This window comes from Cryobacterium sp. N19 (assembly GCF_002929595.1).
GTDB lineage: Bacteria > Actinomycetota > Actinomycetes > Actinomycetales > Microbacteriaceae > Cryobacterium > Cryobacterium flavum.
Genome location: NZ_PJJR01000048.1, coordinates 125,345 through 143,228, shown reverse-complemented (window position 1 = coordinate 143,228; position 17,884 = coordinate 125,345). Strand labels below are relative to the sequence as shown.

General features: G+C 63.9%; 18 protein-coding genes. 3 read left to right on the top strand and 15 right to left on the bottom strand.

Annotated features, from left to right (window positions below; all coding sequences use genetic code 11):
- Nucleotides 1-43: 43 nt before the first annotated feature.
- The 6 genes from CXY78_RS06920 to CXY78_RS06895 form a co-directional block, all read right to left on the bottom strand.
- Complete coding sequence (locus CXY78_RS06920) at nt 44-559, bottom strand: FHA domain-containing protein (protein WP_233206114.1); 516 nt, start codon at nt 557-559, stop codon at nt 44-46.
- A gap of 92 nt (nt 560-651) precedes the next feature.
- Nucleotides 652-1,005: a zinc ribbon domain-containing protein YjdM gene (locus CXY78_RS06915; RefSeq protein ID WP_140425673.1), complete on the bottom strand. Its 354-nt coding sequence runs from the start codon at nt 1,003-1,005 to the stop codon at nt 652-654.
- Nucleotides 1,006-1,028: 23 nt separating this feature from the next.
- Nucleotides 1,029-1,562 (bottom strand): hypothetical protein, encoded by a 534-nt coding sequence (locus CXY78_RS06910; protein WP_092340885.1) that lies wholly within the window; start codon nt 1,560-1,562, stop codon nt 1,029-1,031.
- On the bottom strand, nt 1,559-1,942 hold the full coding sequence (locus CXY78_RS06905; protein ID WP_092340883.1) for a PadR family transcriptional regulator: 384 nt from the start codon (nt 1,940-1,942) through the stop codon (nt 1,559-1,561). Before CXY78_RS06905 ends, CXY78_RS06910 begins: the two co-directional genes overlap by 4 nt.
- Nucleotides 1,943-1,988: 46 nt before the next feature.
- Nucleotides 1,989-2,792: a PP2C family serine/threonine-protein phosphatase gene (locus CXY78_RS06900; protein WP_369827267.1), complete on the bottom strand. Its 804-nt coding sequence runs from the start codon at nt 2,790-2,792 to the stop codon at nt 1,989-1,991.
- Nucleotides 2,793-2,876: 84 nt separating this feature from the next.
- The gene (locus CXY78_RS06895; protein ID WP_092340881.1) at nt 2,877-4,313 is read right to left on the bottom strand and encodes a gamma-aminobutyraldehyde dehydrogenase; all 1,437 of its coding nucleotides are present in this window, start codon (nt 4,311-4,313) and stop codon (nt 2,877-2,879) included.
- A 123-nt stretch (nt 4,314-4,436) separates the two neighbouring features.
- Between CXY78_RS06895 and CXY78_RS06890 the strand changes: the two genes are divergently transcribed.
- Nucleotides 4,437-4,919, top strand: coding sequence for an Lrp/AsnC family transcriptional regulator (locus CXY78_RS06890; protein ID WP_092340880.1), 483 nt, complete (start codon nt 4,437-4,439; stop codon nt 4,917-4,919).
- Nucleotides 4,920-4,923: 4 nt separating this feature from the next.
- Nucleotides 4,924-6,354, top strand: coding sequence for an aspartate aminotransferase family protein (locus tag CXY78_RS06885; RefSeq protein WP_092340879.1), 1,431 nt, complete (start codon nt 4,924-4,926; stop codon nt 6,352-6,354).
- A 74-nt stretch (nt 6,355-6,428) separates the two neighbouring features.
- Here CXY78_RS06885 and CXY78_RS06880 read toward each other — a convergent pair whose 3' ends face one another.
- From CXY78_RS06880 to CXY78_RS06865, 4 genes are all read right to left on the bottom strand, one after another.
- Entirely contained in the window at nt 6,429-7,763 is a 1,335-nt protein-coding gene (locus CXY78_RS06880; RefSeq protein ID WP_104088753.1) for a DUF4192 domain-containing protein, read from the bottom strand.
- A gap of 94 nt (nt 7,764-7,857) precedes the next feature.
- Nucleotides 7,858-9,822 (bottom strand): ABC transporter ATP-binding protein, encoded by a 1,965-nt coding sequence (locus tag CXY78_RS06875; protein ID WP_092340877.1) that lies wholly within the window; start codon nt 9,820-9,822, stop codon nt 7,858-7,860.
- Nucleotides 9,819-11,552: an ABC transporter ATP-binding protein gene (locus CXY78_RS06870; protein WP_104088751.1), complete on the bottom strand. Its 1,734-nt coding sequence runs from the start codon at nt 11,550-11,552 to the stop codon at nt 9,819-9,821. Before CXY78_RS06870 ends, CXY78_RS06875 begins: the two co-directional genes overlap by 4 nt.
- A gap of 158 nt (nt 11,553-11,710) precedes the next feature.
- Nucleotides 11,711-12,673 (bottom strand): aldo/keto reductase, encoded by a 963-nt coding sequence (locus CXY78_RS06865; protein WP_092340873.1) that lies wholly within the window; start codon nt 12,671-12,673, stop codon nt 11,711-11,713.
- A 113-nt stretch (nt 12,674-12,786) separates the two neighbouring features.
- On the opposite strand from CXY78_RS06865, the gene CXY78_RS06860 reads away from it, so the two are divergent.
- On the top strand, nt 12,787-13,299 hold the full coding sequence (locus CXY78_RS06860; RefSeq protein WP_092340871.1) for a methylated-DNA--[protein]-cysteine S-methyltransferase: 513 nt from the start codon (nt 12,787-12,789) through the stop codon (nt 13,297-13,299).
- Nucleotides 13,300-13,320: 21 nt separating this feature from the next.
- On the opposite strand, the gene CXY78_RS06855 is transcribed toward CXY78_RS06860, so the two are convergent.
- Genes CXY78_RS06855 through CXY78_RS06835 form a run of 5 tightly spaced genes read right to left on the bottom strand, consistent with a single transcriptional unit; the run spans nt 13,321 to nt 17,863 of the window.
- Complete coding sequence (locus CXY78_RS06855; RefSeq protein WP_092341094.1) at nt 13,321-14,319, bottom strand: malate dehydrogenase; 999 nt, start codon at nt 14,317-14,319, stop codon at nt 13,321-13,323.
- A gap of 41 nt (nt 14,320-14,360) precedes the next feature.
- On the bottom strand, nt 14,361-15,188 hold the full coding sequence (locus tag CXY78_RS06850; protein WP_104088750.1) for a YaaA family protein: 828 nt from the start codon (nt 15,186-15,188) through the stop codon (nt 14,361-14,363).
- Nucleotides 15,189-15,204: 16 nt separating this feature from the next.
- On the bottom strand, nt 15,205-15,477 hold the full coding sequence (locus CXY78_RS06845; protein ID WP_092340869.1) for a F0F1 ATP synthase subunit epsilon: 273 nt from the start codon (nt 15,475-15,477) through the stop codon (nt 15,205-15,207).
- 2 nt (nt 15,478-15,479) lie between these two features.
- Nucleotides 15,480-16,943, bottom strand: coding sequence for a F0F1 ATP synthase subunit beta (gene atpD, locus CXY78_RS06840; protein WP_092340868.1), 1,464 nt, complete (start codon nt 16,941-16,943; stop codon nt 15,480-15,482).
- Nucleotides 16,944-16,960: 17 nt separating this feature from the next.
- On the bottom strand, nt 16,961-17,863 hold the full coding sequence (locus tag CXY78_RS06835; RefSeq protein ID WP_092340867.1) for a F0F1 ATP synthase subunit gamma: 903 nt from the start codon (nt 17,861-17,863) through the stop codon (nt 16,961-16,963).
- Between the last annotated feature and the right edge of the window lie 21 nt (nt 17,864-17,884).

Sequence of the window (17,884 nt, the reverse complement as noted above, 5' to 3'; positions counted from 1 at the left end):
CGGTGCACGATCGCAGGTGGTGCGTAGCTGTGGAGGAGGCGGCTCAGCTGATGCTGAAGGACTGGTCGGCGATCTCCACCCGGGTGCCGCTCGGAAGAACGTACCGTCGCCCCGGTTCGAGCGCCTCGGCCGTTTCACCGGGGCGGCGAATCACCGTGCCGTTGCCCGAGACGCGGTCGCTGACCCAGAACTCGCCGTCGTGCTGGCCGAACTCGAGGTGAGTCTTGGAGACCGAGCGGTCGGCATCCGCTACCCGTATGAGTTCGTCGAAAATCTCATCGGGTTGGGCCAGGGGTTTACGGCCGATCAGGCCGGAGCCCTGCACGGATACCCGCTGGCCGGTGCTGAAGGTCAACACGAAGGTCGCCCGGGTCGGCATCACTGCGGCGGGGAGCGCGGCCCGTGATGCAGGCGGTGCAGCGCTCACGACAGCCACGGCCCGCACCGGAGCCGGCACCTCAGCGGGAATCGATACGGAGATGACGACGGGCGCGCGCGGCAGGCGCGCAATGATCGTCGTGTCGTTCGGGCGAGGGTCCGGGCGCTTGCGCGATTCCACGGTGGCTGTGCGGGAACTGCCGCATTCGCCGCAGAACATGGCCCCGACTGGCAACCAGGCCCCGCAAATCTGACACGTCACGATCACTCGGCCTAGACCTTCTTGACCACGCTGGACTTGAGCTGCATGAATCCGAAACCATCGACCTTGCAGTCGATGTCGTGACCGTCGACCGGGTCAACGAGGCGAATGTTGCGCACCTTAGTTCCGACCTTGATCGACAACGTCTGGCCCTTGACCTTGAGGTCTTTGATGATCGACACGGTGTCACCGTCGGTCAGCACGGTTCCGAACGCGTCTTTGACCTGGGCTTCCTGCTCTTCCTCGACCGGCTCGTTCGACCACTCGTGGGCGCAGAGCGGGCACACCAGCAGGGCACCCATTTCGTAGGTCAGGTCGCTGGAGCATTCAGGGCACTTGGGCAGGGTCTCATTCACTCGTTCCATAATACGCGACTGATGCTTTGCGACTATCGGCGGCCGACCCGCACGCGCCAGAGCCGCCCGGCGATGATGGCCGCAGCGACCATGACCATCAGCGGAATGTAGGCGACGACAGAGGAGGCTTCCCAGCCGATCCCAATTCCGGACTTCCGGTTGAACGCCGATACCGGCAGCCCGAGAAAGTACGACTCGGCCGACTCGGCTCCGCTGTCCAGTAGGGCCGAGAGCATACCGGCCGTGTAGGTGAAGGCCAGGGTCCACCAGAGCAGCAGCAGGCCGGTGAACCAATAGATCGCCCGATTCCAAGAGGGCCGGCTGTCGCGGCCGGTTTCGGCGAAACTTCGGGCCAGGGTGCGGGGTGAGCCGAGCGAGTCGAGGGCGGCGGCGATGCCGCGGGCTGCCGCATCCACCGTGATGTTGTCGCGAATCTCGCGCAGGATCGATCGGCGCTCGCGCGACGACAGGGACTCTTCCAGCCAGAGGTCGAGCCGGAACAAATAGGACTCGCGGCGACGCCAGACTCCGAAGGAAGATCTGGCCTCGATGGTTTGCGTGTTCATTTCTGATCCTCTCCGGCTAAAGCTTCTGTGGGGGTGACGCCGAGGCCCGTCTGCACGATCGCCGTCAGGGAGTGCCAGCGCGCCGTGGCGAGCACGAGGGCCGCCTCCCCCGCCGCACTCAGCGAGTAATACTTGCGCGCCGGGCCCGCAGTGGATGCCACCAGGCGGCTGGTGAGCGAGCCGTCCTGTTCCAGGCGCGACAGCACCGGGTAGACCGTGCCGGTCGCGAGGTCTCGAAGGCCGATGTTCTGCAGCCGAACAACGAGTTCGTAACCGTACGACTCGGCAGACTGCAGCTGGCTCAGAATGAGCATGGGCAGCACCCCACGCAGGGACTGCGCGTCTTGTGGCACGGCCGGTGTGCTCGGTGGGTGGGCCATAGCTACTACCTTACGACAGGTAGTAGGTCATGCCTAATAGCTACGATCAGGTCTCTGGCACCTCGTAGGGCTCGACCGCGAGCACATCGACCACGATTGCGGTGACATTGTCGCGACCGCCATTGTCGAGGGCCGCCTCAACCATCGCGGCGATGGCATCCGCTGCCAGCTTCTTCTCGAGCAGGAAATGCCGGATGCCGTAGGACGTGAGCTCCTTAGTGAGCCCGTCGGAGCAGACCAGAATGCGCATGCCGGCCTGAATCGGCAGGATGCGGTAGTCGGGAATCGGTGGTTCGTGAAAGCCGACGGCGCGCGTGATGATGTTGCCGTGCGGGTGAACGTCGGCCTCTTCCCGGGTGATGCGCCCAGCGTCGACGAGTTCCTGCACGACCGAGTGGTCATTCGTGACCTGCTCGAGCACACCGTCAGTCAGCTGGTACACCCGAGAGTCACCGATGTTGTAGACGATCCAGCTGACCGCATCCGAGACCAGGGCCAAGGCGACACCGGTCACCGTGGTTCCGGTGCCTTGGTCGGTGACGCCGACCCCCTGCGCCATATCCTCGACCGCGAGCGCGAGCGCCCGGTCGATCGAACCGGCCTCGGCCACGAGGGTTCCGGAAAGTTCGGCGAGTCGGGTCACCACGGCAGCGCTGGCGACGTCACCGGCCGAGTGACCGCCCATGCCGTCAGCGACGGCGAACAGCGGCGGTAGGGCGAGCAGGCTGTCTTCGTTCACCTCACGGCGATGACCGACATCGGTCAGGACTGCCCACGCCAGCGTTAACGTCGTTGCAACGCTGGGCAGTTCGACACGAAATTCGGTCGAACCTTGACCAATCTGGGTCACGGGTGGTGCCTTCCGAGTGTGGTTCCAACGTTCGCCGAAGGACTTGGACCATAATAACGTCACCGCTTGGCGCCACCGCACCGCCTAGTGTCCGATGTAGCTCATCACGTGCTTGATCCGGGTGTAATCCTCGAACCCGTACATCGAGAGATCCTTGCCATAGCCGGAGTGTTTGAAACCGCCGTGTGGCATCTCGGCGACGATGGGGATGTGAGTGTTGATCCAGACGCAACCGAAGTCCAGATGCTTGGCGAAACGCATCGCACGACCGTGATCGCGCGTCCACACCGACGAGGCCAGACCGTACTGCACGTCGTTCGCCCAACGCAACGCCTCGGACTCATCGGTGAAGCGCTGCACGGTCATCATCGGGCCGAAGATCTCCTGCTGCACCGCCTCATCCGTCTGCTTGAGGCCACTGACAATGGTCGCTTCATGAAAATACCCGGTGCTGCCGACCCGGTGTCCGCCAAGTTCGAGCACGGCGTGGTCGGGCAGCCGGTCGACGAAGCCGGACACCTGGGCGAGCTGGTTGACATTGTTGACCGGTCCGAACAGGATTCCCTGCTCGCTCGGGGCTCCGGTGCGAGCGTTGTCCCTGGCATAGGCGGCGAGCGCTGCGACGAATTCGTCGTGGATGCCGCCCTGCACGAGCAACCGGGTAGCCGCGGTGCAGTCCTGGCCGGCGTTGAAGAAGCCGGCGGCGACGATCCCGGCAACGGCGAGCTCGATATCGGCGTCGTCGAACACGATCACCGGTGCCTTGCCGCCCAATTCCAGGTGCACCCGCTTGAGGTCGTGTGACGCAGCCTCGGCAACGGCCATTCCGGCTCGTACCGAACCGGTGATCGAGACAAGTTGCGGGGTCTTGTGATCGACCATCGCGGCACCGGTGGTGCGGTCCCCGGTGATCACGTTGAGCACGCCGGCCGGCAAAAATTCCGCCGCGACCTCGGCGAGCAGCAACGTCGCACTCGGGGTGGTGTCCGAGGGCTTGAGCACGGTTGTATTACCGGCGGCGAGCGCGGGCGCGAACTTCCAGACCGCCATGTTCAACGGGTAATTCCACGGAGTGACCTGGCCGACGACACCGATCGGCTCACGCCGGATGAACGAGGTGTGGTCCGTCATATACTCGCCGGCCGCACGCCCTTCGAGGTTGCGCGCGGCGCCGGCGAAGAAGCGGATCTGGTCGACCGAAAGCAAAATCTCGTCGTCTACCAGGGTCGAGCGCGGCTTGCCGGTATCGAGCGACTCGGCATCGGCGAATTCCTCGGCACGCGCCTCAATCGCGTCCGCTATGCGAAACAGCGCGAGCTGCCGCACGGCCGGGGTGCTCTCGCCCCAGATTTCAAAAGCGGATGCCGCGGCCCGGTAGGCCGTATCAACATCTGCCGCGGTCGACACCGGGCTGCTTCCGTAGATCGCTTCGGTGGCAGGGTCGATGAGGTCGAACCGATCCGTCGCGGTGGAGTCGACGTACCGGCCGTTGATAAAGTTACGTAGTTCGGGGGCACTCATGCGGCCCAGTGTACCTATTTCAATGTGAGATGCACCCAGATTCACAAATGAAATCCGCAGTGATTTGCATAATGTGCGACGGATTCGCTTGCCGAAGTGCATTTTGACTGACACAATCGATGCATGAATGGACAAAGGCGCGGTCACCCGCCCAAGCTGGCCCAGCTCGACGATGTGTCGAAAAAGATCATCGAACAGCTGCAGGCCGACGGACGTCGGTCGTACGCAGAGATCGGCAAAGCCGTCGGTCTCAGCGAGGCGGCCGTGCGTCAACGGGTGCAGAAGCTCACTGACTCGGGCGTCATGCAGGTCGTCGCCGTGACGGACCCGATGCAGCTGGGCTTCTTTCGCCAGGCCATGATCGGAATTCGCGCGTCGGCCGATACCCGCATACTGGCCGAGCAGCTAGCCGAGATCGATGCCGTGGACTACGTCGTGCTCACGGCCGGCACCTTTGACATTCTTGCCGAGGTCGTCTGCGAAGACGACGACGAACTGCTCGAACTGCTCAACTCCAAGATCCGCAATCTCGATGGAGTCCTCTCCACCGAGACGTTCGTTTATCTCAAACTCCACAAACAGTTCTATAACTGGGGAACACGGTAAAAAAATGACTCTCACCACACCCATCGATTCACCGACCGCGTACAGCGACGCCCACAACGCCGAGCTGCAGCAAAAGGCCAAGGATCACCTCTGGATGCACTTCTCCCGTCAGTCGGTGATGGAATCCGGCGCTGGAGTTCCCATCATCGTCAAGGGCCAGGGCCATCAGATCTGGGATTCCAAGGGCAAGAAGTACATCGACGGCCTGAGCGGTCTGTTCACGGTCAACGCCGGCCACGGCCGCAAGCGTCTCGCCGAGGTCGCCGCCAAGCAGGCCGAAGAACTCGCCTTCTTCCCGATCTGGTCCTACGCCCACCCGAACGCGATCGAACTCGCCGACAGGCTCGCCAGCTACGCCCCGGGTGACCTCAACCGCGTGTTCTACTCCACCGGCGGCGGTGAAGCCGTGGAGACCGCATTCAAGCTTGCCAAGTACTACTGGAAGCTGATGGGGCGCCCGACCAAGCACAAGGTCATCTCCCGTAACGTTGCCTACCACGGCACCCCGCAGGGAGCGCTGGCCATCACCGGCATCCCGGCGATGAAGGAGATGTTCGAACCGGTCACCCCGGGCGGTTTTCGCGTTCCCAACACGAACTTCTATCGGGCCGACGAGATGAGCCCTGGCCTCGGCCTCGGCGACAACCTCGAGGTGTTCGGCCAATGGGCCGCGAACCGCATCGAAGAGATGATTGAGTTCGAGGGCCCCGAAACCGTTGCGGCTGTCTTCCTGGAGCCGGTACAGAACTCCGGCGGCTGCTTCCCGCCGCCCCCCGGCTACTTCAAGCGCGTGCGAGAAATCTGCGACAAGTACGACGTGCTCCTGGTCGCCGACGAGGTCATCACAGCATTCGGCCGCATCGGCAACATGTTCGCCTCGACGACCTATGACATCCAGCCCGACATGATCACCTGTGCCAAGGGCATGACCAGCGGATACTCGCCCATCGGCGCGACCATTGTCAGCGACCGCATCTACGAACCGTTCAAACACGGCGACACGACGTTCTACCACGGCTACACCTTCGGCGGCCACCCGGTCTCCTCGGCGGTTGCCCTGGCCAACCTCGACATCTTCGAAGAGGAAAAGCTCAACGAGAACGTTCGCGAGAATTCGCCGCTGTTCCGCAAGGAACTGGAGAAATTGCTCGACCTGCCGATCGTCGGTGACGTGCGTGGTGCCGGTTACTTCTTCGGCATCGAACTGGTCAAGGACAAAGGCACCAAGGAAACCTTCAACGACGAAGAGTCCGAGCGTCTGCTGCGCGGGTACCTGTCGAAGGCGCTCTACGAAGCCGGCCTGTACTGCCGCGCCGACGACCGCGGCGACCCGGTTATCCAACTCGCTCCGCCGCTGACCGTGGGCCCAACGGAATTCGCCGAGATCGGCGAGATTCTGCACGGCGTGCTGTCGGAGGCTCCGAAGTACATCTAGTGCGCCTCGCAACCGGCGGCCCGGTCTGGCATTCAAACGGATGCGAGACCGGGTCAGGTCGTGCTGCACCCGCGTCATCCGTCAGCTGCCCGCGCGTCGTCATCGTCAGCGTCGTCGTACTCCTCGTTCTCGCCTTCGAAGAACCACACGGCATCGTCGCTGAGCGCAGCGTCTTCGCCGAAGTCCTCATCGTTTTCGTAGCCCTCGTCCGCCGCGTCGTCGTCGTCACCGCGCGGCACTGCGAACGCCCATTCCGGCAGATGCCCAGACGTGAGCAGCAGGTTAAGCAGGGTGGCCATGCTGTACTGCGAGTCGATGGCGAGTGCCTGGTCAACGAAGAATCCGGCCACAGACCCACTGCCGAGCGCCCAGGACAGCCACGCCAGCATGCACAGCGGCGCCGGCCTCGCCGAACGCGGCGCCATGGCGACGACGGTGCGGAGCAGGGTGATCGCGATGCGAATGCGGTCTACGTCGGGTCGTTCCGTCTGCAGGCCGAGCATGATGTCACCGGTGTGTTCGGCGGTCGGGTCGCCCGAGTCGATCTCTGCGGCCACCAGGTCGTCAAGGCTTCGCCCGGTTTCGTACTGGAGCTGCGCGTACCGCCGGTTGATTTCGTGAGCGCGCACGCCTTCCTCACGCCCGAACGCGAATTGCACCATGATCTGGTCGCGGTTCGGCGGGGACTGCACGAGCACGAGCAGCGCTGCGGCGTTCTCTTCGGTGGGTGGGTTCGGCCAGGTCAGCGCGTCCTCGGCAATCGCTACCGGGTCGAGCGCAACGCTGAGGGCGGCGAACAGCTGCGGAGTGTTCTCGCCCCGCGCGAGCAGATGCCGATACCGCCGGTAGAGGCGGGCCAGGCGTTCCTTGGTCGCCAGGTTGACACCGATCGGGTCAGCGCCGGTCTGCAGTGTGCCCAGCGGGCGCGGCAAGTCGGGCGCGGCCTCCGGGGGCACCGCCTCGAAAATCGGTGACTCCGTGATATCGCTGAGTGGGTGCCCAGCGGCCGGGCAGTTCGGGTCGAGGTAGCTGCCCCAGACATCCGCTGCAACGCACAGGGAATCACGCAACAGAAATCCGCTCAGCTCGAGTCGCCGATTCAGAATCTCGGCGAACTGTTCGCGCGGAATGCCGACTGCATCGTTGAAGGAATCATCGGTGTAGATCACCGGGACGACGGCGTCGACTCCGGGGATCTTGCACAGCATTCCGGCGAGGGTCGTCGCAATGCGCTTGTATACCTTGTGGGGTGCGTCGTCGTCGGGCAGGTTGAAACGCAGCGCGCCGCAGGTGCGGTTGCCACGAAACGCCACCAGAACGGCGCTGGACTCGGCAACGAAACCGAGCAGCTGGGGAACGAGTGCCAGAAAGTCCTGAGCCTTCTGGGCTTTGACAATGGTCGGATGCATGCCGCCACTGTGCCAGCGCGGTCCGCACCGCCGCCGGTGCCTGCCCGAATCTGGGGATGACACGGGCAGGCGACGGGTTGGGGAGGAGCCGGGGCTAGACCTCGTCGGCGACGGGCGCGGCGAACTGTGCGGCGTACAGCGCCTGGTAGGCACCGTTGGCGGCGAGCAGCTGCACGTGGTTGCCCTGCTCCACGATGCGCCCCGATTCCATCACCAGAATCAGGTCGGCGTCCCGAATAGTCGAGAGCCGATGCGCGATGACGAAGCTCGTGCGCTCGGCCCGCAGAGCGCCCATCGCCTTCTGCACCAGCACCTCGGTGCGGGTGTCCACCGAGCTGGTCGCCTCGTCGAGGATGAGCACGCTCGGCTTCGCCAGGAACGCCCGCGCGATGGTGAGCAGCTGCATTTCACCGGCACTCACGTTGTTGCCCTGATCGTCGAGCACGGTGTCATACCCGTCGGGCAGCGAGTGCACGAACCGATCGACGTAGGTCGCGGTGGCGGCTGCGAGAATATCCTGCTCCGTCGCATCCGGTCGACCGTAGGCGATGTTGTCGCGGATCGTGCCACCGAACAGCCAGGTGTCCTGCAGCACCATGCCCATGCGGCTGCGCAGGTCGTGCCGGGTCATGGTGGCCACGTCGACTCCGTCGAGCAGGATGCGCCCGGAGTCGATCTCGTAGAACCGCATCATGAGGTTCACCAGTGTGGTCTTGCCGGCTCCGGTCGGGCCAACGATGGCAATGGTCTGCCCGGGTTCAGCCACGAGGCTGAGTTCTTCGATCAGCGGCTTGTCCTCGGTGTACCGGAACGACACGTTCTCGAAGACGAGACGGCCGTGCACCACTATTGGGGTCTCGGCCGGATCGGGGTCTCCACTCTGTTCGTCGGCGTCGAGCAGGTCGAACACGCGTTCAGCGGATGCGACACCCGACTGCAGCAGGTTCGCCATCGACCCGAGTTGCGCGAGCGGCTGGGTGAACTGGCGGGAGTACTGAATGAATGCCTGCACGTCGCCGAGCTGCATGGCACCCGAAGCCACCTGCAAGCCTCCCACAACAGCGATGGCGACATAGACGAGGTTGCCGATGAAGGTCATCGCCGGCATGATCATGCCGCTGATGAACTGGGCACCGAAACTGGCCTCGTACAGGTCATCATTCTTCTGCTTGAACCGGGCGTCGACCTCCTTTTGGCGGCCGAACACCTTGACCAGGGCGTGGCCGGTGAACGTCTCCTCGATCTGACCGTTCAGCTCGCCGGTGTTGGCCCACTGGGCCACGAACAGTTTCTGCGAACGCTTGGCGATGAACGCCGTGATCACCAGCGTGAGCGGCACCGTCACGAGGGCGATCAGAGCCAGTAGCGGCGAGAGGATGAGCATCATCACGATCACGCCGATCACCGTTAGCAGGCTCGTCACCACCTGGCTGAGCGACTGTTGCAGGCTCTGCGAGATGTTGTCGACGTCGTTAGTGACCCGGCTGAGAAGTTCACCGCGCGGCTTCTTGTCGAAGTAGCTCAGCGGCAGGTGGTTGATCTTCGCCTCAATCTCCTCCCGCAGTCGATACACCGTGCGCTGCACGACACCGTTCAGCACATACGCCTGCATCCAGCTGAACACACTCGACAGCACGTAGAGTGCGAGCGCCCAGAACAGCACGGTGGAGAGCATGGCAAAGTCGATGCCGAGGCCCGGGGTCAGCGTCATGCCGCTGAGCATGTCGGCCTGGGTACTGTTGCCGGATGCCCGCAGCCCCGCGATCACGTCGGCCTGGCTGCTGCCGCTCGGCAGGGACTTCGACACGATGCCGGAGAAGATCAGGTTGGTGCCCTCACCGAGCAGGCGCGGGCCCAGCACCGAGAAGGTCACGCTGATCACAGCGAGGGCCAGCACGAGCATCAGCCAGAGGCGCTCAGGACGCAACTTGCCGAGCAGGCGCTTGCCCGACGCGGTGAAATTCATCGACTTCTCGGCCGGCAGACTCATACCGCCGAACGGGCCGCCTCCGCGCTGCGGACGCGGAGCCGGCTTGTCGTCGGCGTGAGTCTCGCTCATGCTGCTTCCTCCGCGGTGAGCTGGGATGACACAATTTCCTGGTACGTGGTGTTCGAGTCGAGCAGTTGCTCGTGGGTTCCGCGGCCGACGATGCGGCCGTCTTCGAGCACGAGGATCTGGTCGGCGTCGATGATGCTCGACACCCGCTGGGCGACGATGACCATGGTGGCGCCATCGGTGCTCTGCTTGAGGGCAAGCCGCAGTCGGGCATCCGTGGCGAGGTCGAGGGCTGAGAACGAGTCGTCGAAGATGTACAACTCCGGCCGTTTCACCAGGGCGCGCGCGATGGCGAGGCGTTGGCGCTGACCGCCCGATACGTTCGTGCCGCCCTGGGCAATCTTGGCATCGAGCCCGCCATCCATTTCGGTGACGAAGTCCCGGGCCTGCGCGATCGTGAGGGCCTGCCAGAGTTCGTCTTCGCTCGCGTCGGGTTTGCCGTAGAGCAGGTTGCTGCGCACCGTTCCGGAGAACAGGTACGGCTTTTGCGGTACAAGGCCGATGTGGCCCCAGAGCAGGTCGGGGTTCAGCTCGCGCACGTTGACGCCGTCGACCAGTACGGAGCCGCTGGTCGCGTCGAACAGCCGCGGCAGCAGGTTCACCAGGGTGGTCTTTCCGCTGCCGGTACTGCCGATGATCGCGGTGGTCTCGCCGTGCCGGGCGATGAAACTCACGTTGCGCAGCACGGGTTGTTCCGCGCCCGGGTAAGCGAAGCCCACGTCGAGCAGTTCGAGTTCGCCCTGACCGACCGTTGCGTTCACCGGGTTGGCCGGCGGTACGACGCTTGATTCGGTGGCGAGAACCTCACCGATGCGGTCCGCCGACACGGCCGCGCGCGGAATCATGACGGCCATGAACGTGGCCATCATGACGGCCATGAGAATCTGCATGAGATAGCTGAGGAACGCGATGAGCGTGCCCACCTGCATCGATCCGTCTTCAATGCGGAACGCGCCGAACCAGATGACGGCGACGCTCGAGACGTTGAGCACGAGCATGACGATGGGAAACATGAGCGCCATCAGGCGCCCGGAGCTGAGTGCTACCTCGGTGACGTCCCGGTTGGCCTGGGCGAACCGTGCCACCTCTTGCGTCTCCCGCACAAACGCGCGCACCACACGGATGCCGGTGAGCTGCTCCCGCAGCACCCGGTTGACGGTGTCGATGCGGATCTGCATCTTGCGGAACAGCGGCACCATCTTCACGACGATGAGGCCGACCCCGGTGAGGAGAATCGGCACGCTCACCGCGATGAGCCAGGACAGTTGCACGTCCTGGCGGATCGCCATGATCACACCGCCGATGCTGAGGATGGGTGCGGAGACCAGCAGGGTGCAGGTGGTCAGCACGAGCATCTGCACCTGCTGCACGTCGTTGGTGGAGCGGGTGATGAGTGAGGGAGCCCCGAACCGGGTGACTTCTTGTTCCGAGAATTCACCGACCCGGCTGAACACGGCCCCGCGCAGGTCACGGCCGACCTTCATGGCGACTTTGGCTCCGAAGTACACGGCCACGATCGCGCAGATGATCTGGGCGAGGGTGATCAGCAGCATGAGGCCGCCCACGCGCAGAATGTAGCCGGAGTCACCGGTTGCCACACCCTCATCGATGATGTCAGCGTTGAGGGTGGGCAGAAAGAGCGAGGCGATCGACTGGGCCAGTTGAAAGACGATCACCCCTAGAAGCAGTTGCCAGTATGGGCGCAGGTAACGCACGAGCAAGGACCACAGCACGAAGTTCTCCTATTAAAAGACGGATGCCCGCCCGACCGGATGGGTCGGGCGCAGCAACCACTGAAGCAATAGTGCACTCTTACCGTCACGTCGTCGACTAAAAATATTGCGCTCTGCGCAGAAAACACCGACTCGTGCGCCGACTTCACCTGCTGCGTTCAGGCGAAAAGGTTTGAAATGTAGGCAACTTCATCGACCGACGGCTGCCACGACGTCGCCGCGTCCGAGTTTTGTCGAATCTGCTCGGGTTTGGTGGCGCCGGCGATAACGCTGGTCAGGCCGGGCTGGGCCAGAAGCCAGGCGAACGTCGCCGCCAGCATGGTCACGCCGCGCGCGTCGCACCATTCCTGATACTGCTCGATCACGTCCCACGGGGCATCGTCGGCGAGATGGCGCCTGATCATCATGATGCGGCTGTCGGCTGGCCCGCCCGTGCGGGAGAATTTGCCGGTGAACAGGCCGTTGTAGAGCGGGAAGAAGGGCAGAAACCCGAGACCGAAGGCGTTCACCGCCGGCAATACCTCGTCTTCGACATCGCGCACGAGCAGACTGTATTCGTTCTGGCTTGAAATGAACGCTGGGTGCCCGTTCATGCGAGCGGTGAAGTCGGCCTCGGCGATCTGCCACCCGGCCAGGTTGGAGTGACCAATGTAACGGATCTTGCCCTCGGTGATGAGGTCGTGCAGGGTGGACAGCGTCTCTTCGATGGGTGTTGACGAGTCGGGAACGTGCAGCTGGTAGAGGTCGATCCAGTCGGTCTGCAGCCGACGCAGCGATGCCTCGACGGCCAAACGGATGTACCGGCGTGAGCCCCGCGCGCCCCAGTCCGGACCGTTCAGGCCGCCCATATCCATGCCGAATTTCGAGGCGAGCACGATCTGGTCGCGCTTGCCGCGCAGCGAGTGCCCCATGAGCGTTTCGCTGAGGCCACGCTCGGCACCGTAGATATCGGCGGTGTCGAACAGCGTCACCCCGGCTTCGAAGGCAGCATCGATAACCGCCGTCGTGCCGTCCTGGGTTTCTGACGCGGTTCCGGTGCGCCCGAAATTGTTGCACCCGAGCCCGATCGTCGAGACGGTCAATCCGGATGAGCCAAGTCTGCGATATTCAATTTGAGCCATCCTTACAGACTAGGGGCGCAGCCACCTCCTGCACAGGAGAAGGTAGTCGGCGGTTGTGCACCGATGTCCGAAACCCGCGAGGCGACGCCGAGGGTGGCAGCTACAGTCGAATCATGGACAGCATCCCGACTGCACTCACTCCCGCGCACCTACTCCGCCTCCCCAGCCCGATCGGCCGGCTCGAACTCACCGCCGACGATGAGGGCATCCTTTCCCTTTCCATCGAAACCGACGGCCAGCTGCCGCTCGACGCGACCCCAGAGGAGCCCTCCCCGGTATTGCAACGGGCGGCCGAACAGCTCGGCGAGTACTTCGCCGGAACCCGGCAGACGTTCGACCTGCCCGTGCACCTCACCCGCGGCACCGAATTTCAGCGCAGCGTCTGGGCGAGGCTGGCCAGCCTCACATTCGGCGATGTCATCTCGTATGGTGCGCTCGGCAACGACATTGGACGGCCCGGATCGGGCCGCGCCATCGGTGGGGCCGTTGGCGCGAATCCGGTGCCGATCATCATCGGCTGCCACCGAGTGCTCGCGACCAGTGGCCAGATCACCGGCTACAGCGCAGGAGAGGGCATCCCGACCAAGGCCTGGCTGCTCAGCCACGAGGGCATCGCACACCGGTAACCGACCAGTGAAGCCGCGGTTTCAGCGGCGGCCGACTGGCAGCAGGCCGAGGGCCCGTACCGCGTCGCGTTCCTCCACGAGTTCGGCAACAGAGGCCGCAATTCGACTGCGGGAGAATTCGCCTTGTTGCAGCCCGGTCACGATGCGCCACTGCCCATCAACGGAGCGCACCGGAAACGAGCAGACCAGTCCGGGCGGAACGTCGTACGAGCCGTCTGAGACTACCCCGGCGCTGGTCCAATCCGTGCCGCGGCCGGTGACCCAGTCTCCGACGTGGTCGATGGCCGCGTTGGCGGCGGAGGCGACCGAGGAGCCGCCCCGCACGGCGATGATCTCCGACCCGCGCTGGGCGACGCGCGGAATGAACGTCTCCGCGAGCCACTGCTCGTCGACCAGCTCACTCACCGCTCGACCCTGGGCGGTCGCGTGGAAGACATCCGGGTATTGAGTCGCCGAGTGGTTTCCCCACACGGTCAATCCGTGAATCGCCCCGACGGCCACGTCAAGGTGGTTGGCCAATTGCCCGACGGCGCGGTTGTGGTCGAGCCGGGTCATGGCGGTGAAGCGGTCACTCGGCACGTCGGGCGCGTGTGCGGCCGCGATGAGGGCATTCGTATTGGCGGGGTTGCCCACCACGAGCACGCGCACGTCGTCGGCGGCGCCGGCGTTGATGGCCGCACCCTGCGGCCCGAAGATGCGACCGTTGGCGCCCAGCAGGTCGGCACGTTCCATGCCAGGTCCTCGCGGGCGGGAGCCGACCAGAAGCGCAATGTTTACTCCGTCGAACGCCACCGTGGGGTCATCGGTGACCGTTACCCCGCGCAGCAGGCCGAAGGCACAGTCCTCGAGTTCGAGCGCGGTGCCCTCCGCGGCTTTCAGCCCCTGGGGTATTTCCAGCAGGGTGAGGCGGATCGGCGTCGTCGGTCCCAGCAAGGCGCCAGCGGCAATGCGAAACAACAGCGCATAGCCAATCTGTCCGCCGGCACCGGTGACGGTGACATTAACCGGTTGCCGAAGAATGGGAACGTTGACCGCTGGGGAAAAGGTGCTGGCGTCTGTACTCACGCGCCCAGCCTAACCCCAGAATAGATCGTGGATGCGGCCGGCCGGCCGGCCGCAGCGAGGTGTTGTTCAACGACGAGCTCCAGTTCGCCGGGTGCGCCCTGACCGAGGCGAATTCCGACCGATTGGGCCCAGTCGATCAGTTCGCTCGCCGTCGTGAACTCGTGTTCGTGTTGAAGCAGGGCGCGCGTGAATTCGCCCTTGGATTTCTTGTTGAAGTGGTTCAGGGCACGCTTCTGCCCGTCTTCGGAATCGGCGACCACCCGCAGGTACAGCGAATCCGGCCGCACGGGCTTCGCTCCTAGCGCCACATAGGCCTCGGATCGCAGGTCGAGCAGCAGTCCGTCGGTCTGGCTGAGGAGCGTCGCCACCGCGGCACTCCAGTGCTGTTTGAGCGTGTGGCTGGCCAGGGTCACGTTCGGCACTCGTGAATCGTGCGACAGCCGGTACGCCGGAATGGGGTCGAGGGCGGCGAGCGGGCCGAGCAGTGCGGAGTGTACGACCAGGTGGGCGTGCGCGAACTGGCGCTGCGCAGCCGACAGGGTGGCAGCATCCAGCCCGTCGAAGAGCACGCCGGTGTAGCGGTCGATGACGGGAAGCGTCGGAGACGTCAGCAGCTCGCGGTTGCGGTCGATTTCGAACAGCTGGGTGCGGCCCAGCTTGAGGGCGGCACGGGCGTCCTCGGGATGCCGCGCCAGGGAGACCAGCGCCCGCGCGAGCACCCGACGTTTCACCGTCAGGGCCGGATAAGCGAGTGTGGTCCAGTCCAGGGGTACAGCTTCGCCGCCGGAGCGTTTCGTCTCCGACGGCGGAAGCAGTATCAGCACTGGTGGTTCAGACGGGTTATTTGGAACCCACGAGTTCAGCCTTGCGCGCCACGATGGTGACCATGTCGTTGTCGACCGACAGGAATCCATCCTCGGCCTGGGCCAGAACTTTGGAGCCATCAGGCAGGGTGAGACGAACGTCACCCACGGCCAGGATCGCCAACATCGGTTCGTGACCGGCCAGGATGCCAATCTCGCCCTCGACGGTCTTGGCGACAACCATCGTCGCCTCGCCCGTCCACACCTGGTGGTCGGCCGAGACAACGCTGACGGACAGCGACTTCGCCATGCTTAGTCGTTCTCCTTCTGAATCTGAGCCCACTTCTCTTCGACGTCGTTGATGCCACCGACGTTGAAGAAAGCCTGCTCAGCTACGTGGTCGAAGTCACCGTTGGCGATTGCCGTGAACGATTCAATGGTGTCCTTGAGCGGAACAGTGGAACCCTCGACACCGGTGAACTTCTTCGCCATGTAGGTGTTCTGGGAGAGGAACTGCTGAATACGACGGGCACGCGAAACTGTGACCTTGTCTTCTTCAGAGAGCTCGTCAACACCGAGGATCGCGATGATCTCCTGGAGTTCCTTGTTCTTCTGCAGAATCGCCTTGACGCGTACGGCCGTGTTGTAGTGATCGGCACCCAGGTAGCGGGGGTCGAGGATACGGCTGGTCGAGGTGAGCGGGTCGACGGCCGGGTACAGGCCCTTCGACGCGATTTCACGAGACAGCTCGGTGGTCGCGTCGAGGTGGGCGAAGGTGGTCGCCGGTGCCGGGTCGGTGTAGTCGTCGGCGGGAACGTAGATCGCCTGAAGCGAGGTGATCGAGTGGCCACGGGTCGAGGTGATGCGCTCCTGCAGGATGCCCATCTCGTCGGCCAGGTTCGGCTGGTAGCCCACTGCGGAAGGCATCCGGCCCAGCAGGGTCGACACCTCGGAACCGGCCTGGGTGAAGCGGAAGATGTTGTCGATGAAGAGCAACACGTCTTGCTTCTCCACGTCGCGGAAGTACTCAGCCATGGTGAGGGCGGAGAGCGCGACACGCAGACGCGTTCCCGGCGGCTCGTCCATCTGGCCGAAGACCAGGGCGGTCTTGTCGAAGACGCCGGCTTCCTCCATCTCGGCGATGAGGTCGTTGCCCTCACGGGTACGTTCGCCAACGCCGGCGAACACTGATACTCCACCGTGGTCCTGCGCAACACGCTGGATCATTTCCTGGATGAGTACGGTCTTGCCGACGCCGGCACCACCGAACAGGCCGATCTTTCCACCGAGAACGTACGGCGTGAGAAGGTCGATGACCTTGATGCCGGTTTCGAACAGTTGAGTCTTGGACTCGAGCTGGTCGAAGGCCGGCGGCTTGCGGTGGATGGGCCAGCGCTCGGTGATCTCGATCTTCTCGCCCGGCTTGGCGTTGAGGACATCGCCGATGACGTTGAAGACCTTGCCCTTCGTGACGTTTCCAACCGGCACCGTGATGGGGCTGCCGGTGTCGCGCACTTCCTGGCCGCGGACAAGTCCGTCGGTCGGGTTGAGCGCGATGGCACGAACCAGGTCGTCACCGAGGTGCAGGGCAACCTCGAGGGTGATCTCGTTCGACTCGTCGCCGATGGTGATCGTGGTCTTCAGGGCGTTGTAGATGCCGGGGATCGAGTCGTGCGGAAACTCGATGTCGACAACGGGGCCCGTGACACGGGCGATGCGGCCAACAGAACCGGCCGTATCCTCCGCGCGGACTGGCGCGGTTGCGGTGTCAGTCATTGCTCTCTCTTCTCTGGTTACTTCTTGGCGGATGAGAGCGCATCGGCTCCACCCACGATCTCGGAAATCTGCTGGGTGATCTCGGATTGCCGCGCGTTGTTGGACAGGCGGGTGTAGTCCGTGATCAGCTTGTCGGCGTTGTCGCTGGCCGACTTCATTGCCTTCTGGCGGCTTGCATGTTCAGATGCCGCCGACTGCAGCATCGCGTTGAACAGGCGACTCTCGATGTACACCGGGAGGAGGCTGTCCAAAACCGTTTCGACGTCGGGCTCGAACTCGTAGAGCGGAAGAACCTTGTTGTCGCCTGGTTCTTCCACACCCTCGACAACTTCGAGGGGCAACAGTCGAACGACCTCTGGCACCTGGGTGACCATGCTCACGAAACGGTTGTAAACGATGTGAATCTCGTCGACGCCGCCGTCGGAAGCGTCCCGCAGGAACGATTCCAGCAGGGCCTCACCGATTTCCTTGGCAGTCTCGAACTGCGGCTGGTCGGTGCCGCCGGTCCAGATTCGCTCCGACGCGCGGCCCCGAAAGCTGAAGTAGGCGATGGCCTTACGGCCGACCAGGAAGTAGACGATGTCCTTGCCCTGGCTGCGCAGCAGTTCGCTGAGCGACTCTGCCTCACGCAACACCTGGGAGCTGAAGGCACCCGCCAGGCCACGGTCCGAAGCGAAGATGACCACCGCAGCACGGCTGATCGTCTCCGGCTCGGTTGTGAGCACGTGTTCCACGTTGGAGTACGTGGCCACGGCCGATACGGCGCGGGTGACCGCTCGCGAATACGGGGTTGACGCAGCGACTCGCGCCTGCGCTTTCTGGATGCGCGAGGCGGAGATCAGCTCCATGGCCCGAGTGATCTTCTTGGTCGTCTGGGCAGACTTGATCTTCTGCCGGTAGACCCGAAGTTGCGCTCCCATGTGTCTGCTTCCTTGTCTTTC

Bases quoted from the DNA above. Each gene is read 5' to 3' on its own strand.
- CXY78_RS06915 (WP_140425673.1), bottom strand. From the start codon at position 1,005: ATGGAACGAGTGAATGAGACCCTGCCCAAGTGCCCTGAATGCTCCAGC.
- CXY78_RS06910 (WP_092340885.1), bottom strand. From the start codon at position 1,562: ATGAACACGCAAACCATCGAGGCCAGATCTTCCTTCGGAGTCTGGCGT.
- CXY78_RS06905 (WP_092340883.1), bottom strand. From the start codon at position 1,942: ATGGCCCACCCACCGAGCACACCGGCCGTGCCACAAGACGCGCAGTCC.
- CXY78_RS06895 (WP_092340881.1), bottom strand. From the start codon at position 4,313: ATGAGTGCCCCCGAACTACGTAACTTTATCAACGGCCGGTACGTCGAC.
- CXY78_RS06890 (WP_092340880.1), top strand. From the start codon at position 4,437: ATGAATGGACAAAGGCGCGGTCACCCGCCCAAGCTGGCCCAGCTCGAC.
- CXY78_RS06885 (WP_092340879.1), top strand. From the start codon at position 4,924: ATGACTCTCACCACACCCATCGATTCACCGACCGCGTACAGCGACGCC.
- CXY78_RS06880 (WP_104088753.1), bottom strand. From the start codon at position 7,763: ATGCATCCGACCATTGTCAAAGCCCAGAAGGCTCAGGACTTTCTGGCA.
- CXY78_RS06875 (WP_092340877.1), bottom strand. From the start codon at position 9,822: ATGAGCGAGACTCACGCCGACGACAAGCCGGCTCCGCGTCCGCAGCGC.
- CXY78_RS06865 (WP_092340873.1), bottom strand. From the start codon at position 12,673: ATGGCTCAAATTGAATATCGCAGACTTGGCTCATCCGGATTGACCGTC.
- CXY78_RS06860 (WP_092340871.1), top strand. From the start codon at position 12,787: ATGGACAGCATCCCGACTGCACTCACTCCCGCGCACCTACTCCGCCTC.
- CXY78_RS06845 (WP_092340869.1), bottom strand. From the start codon at position 15,477: ATGGCGAAGTCGCTGTCCGTCAGCGTTGTCTCGGCCGACCACCAGGTG.
- atpD (WP_092340868.1), bottom strand. From the start codon at position 16,943: ATGACTGACACCGCAACCGCGCCAGTCCGCGCGGAGGATACGGCCGGT.
- CXY78_RS06835 (WP_092340867.1), bottom strand. From the start codon at position 17,863: ATGGGAGCGCAACTTCGGGTCTACCGGCAGAAGATCAAGTCTGCCCAG.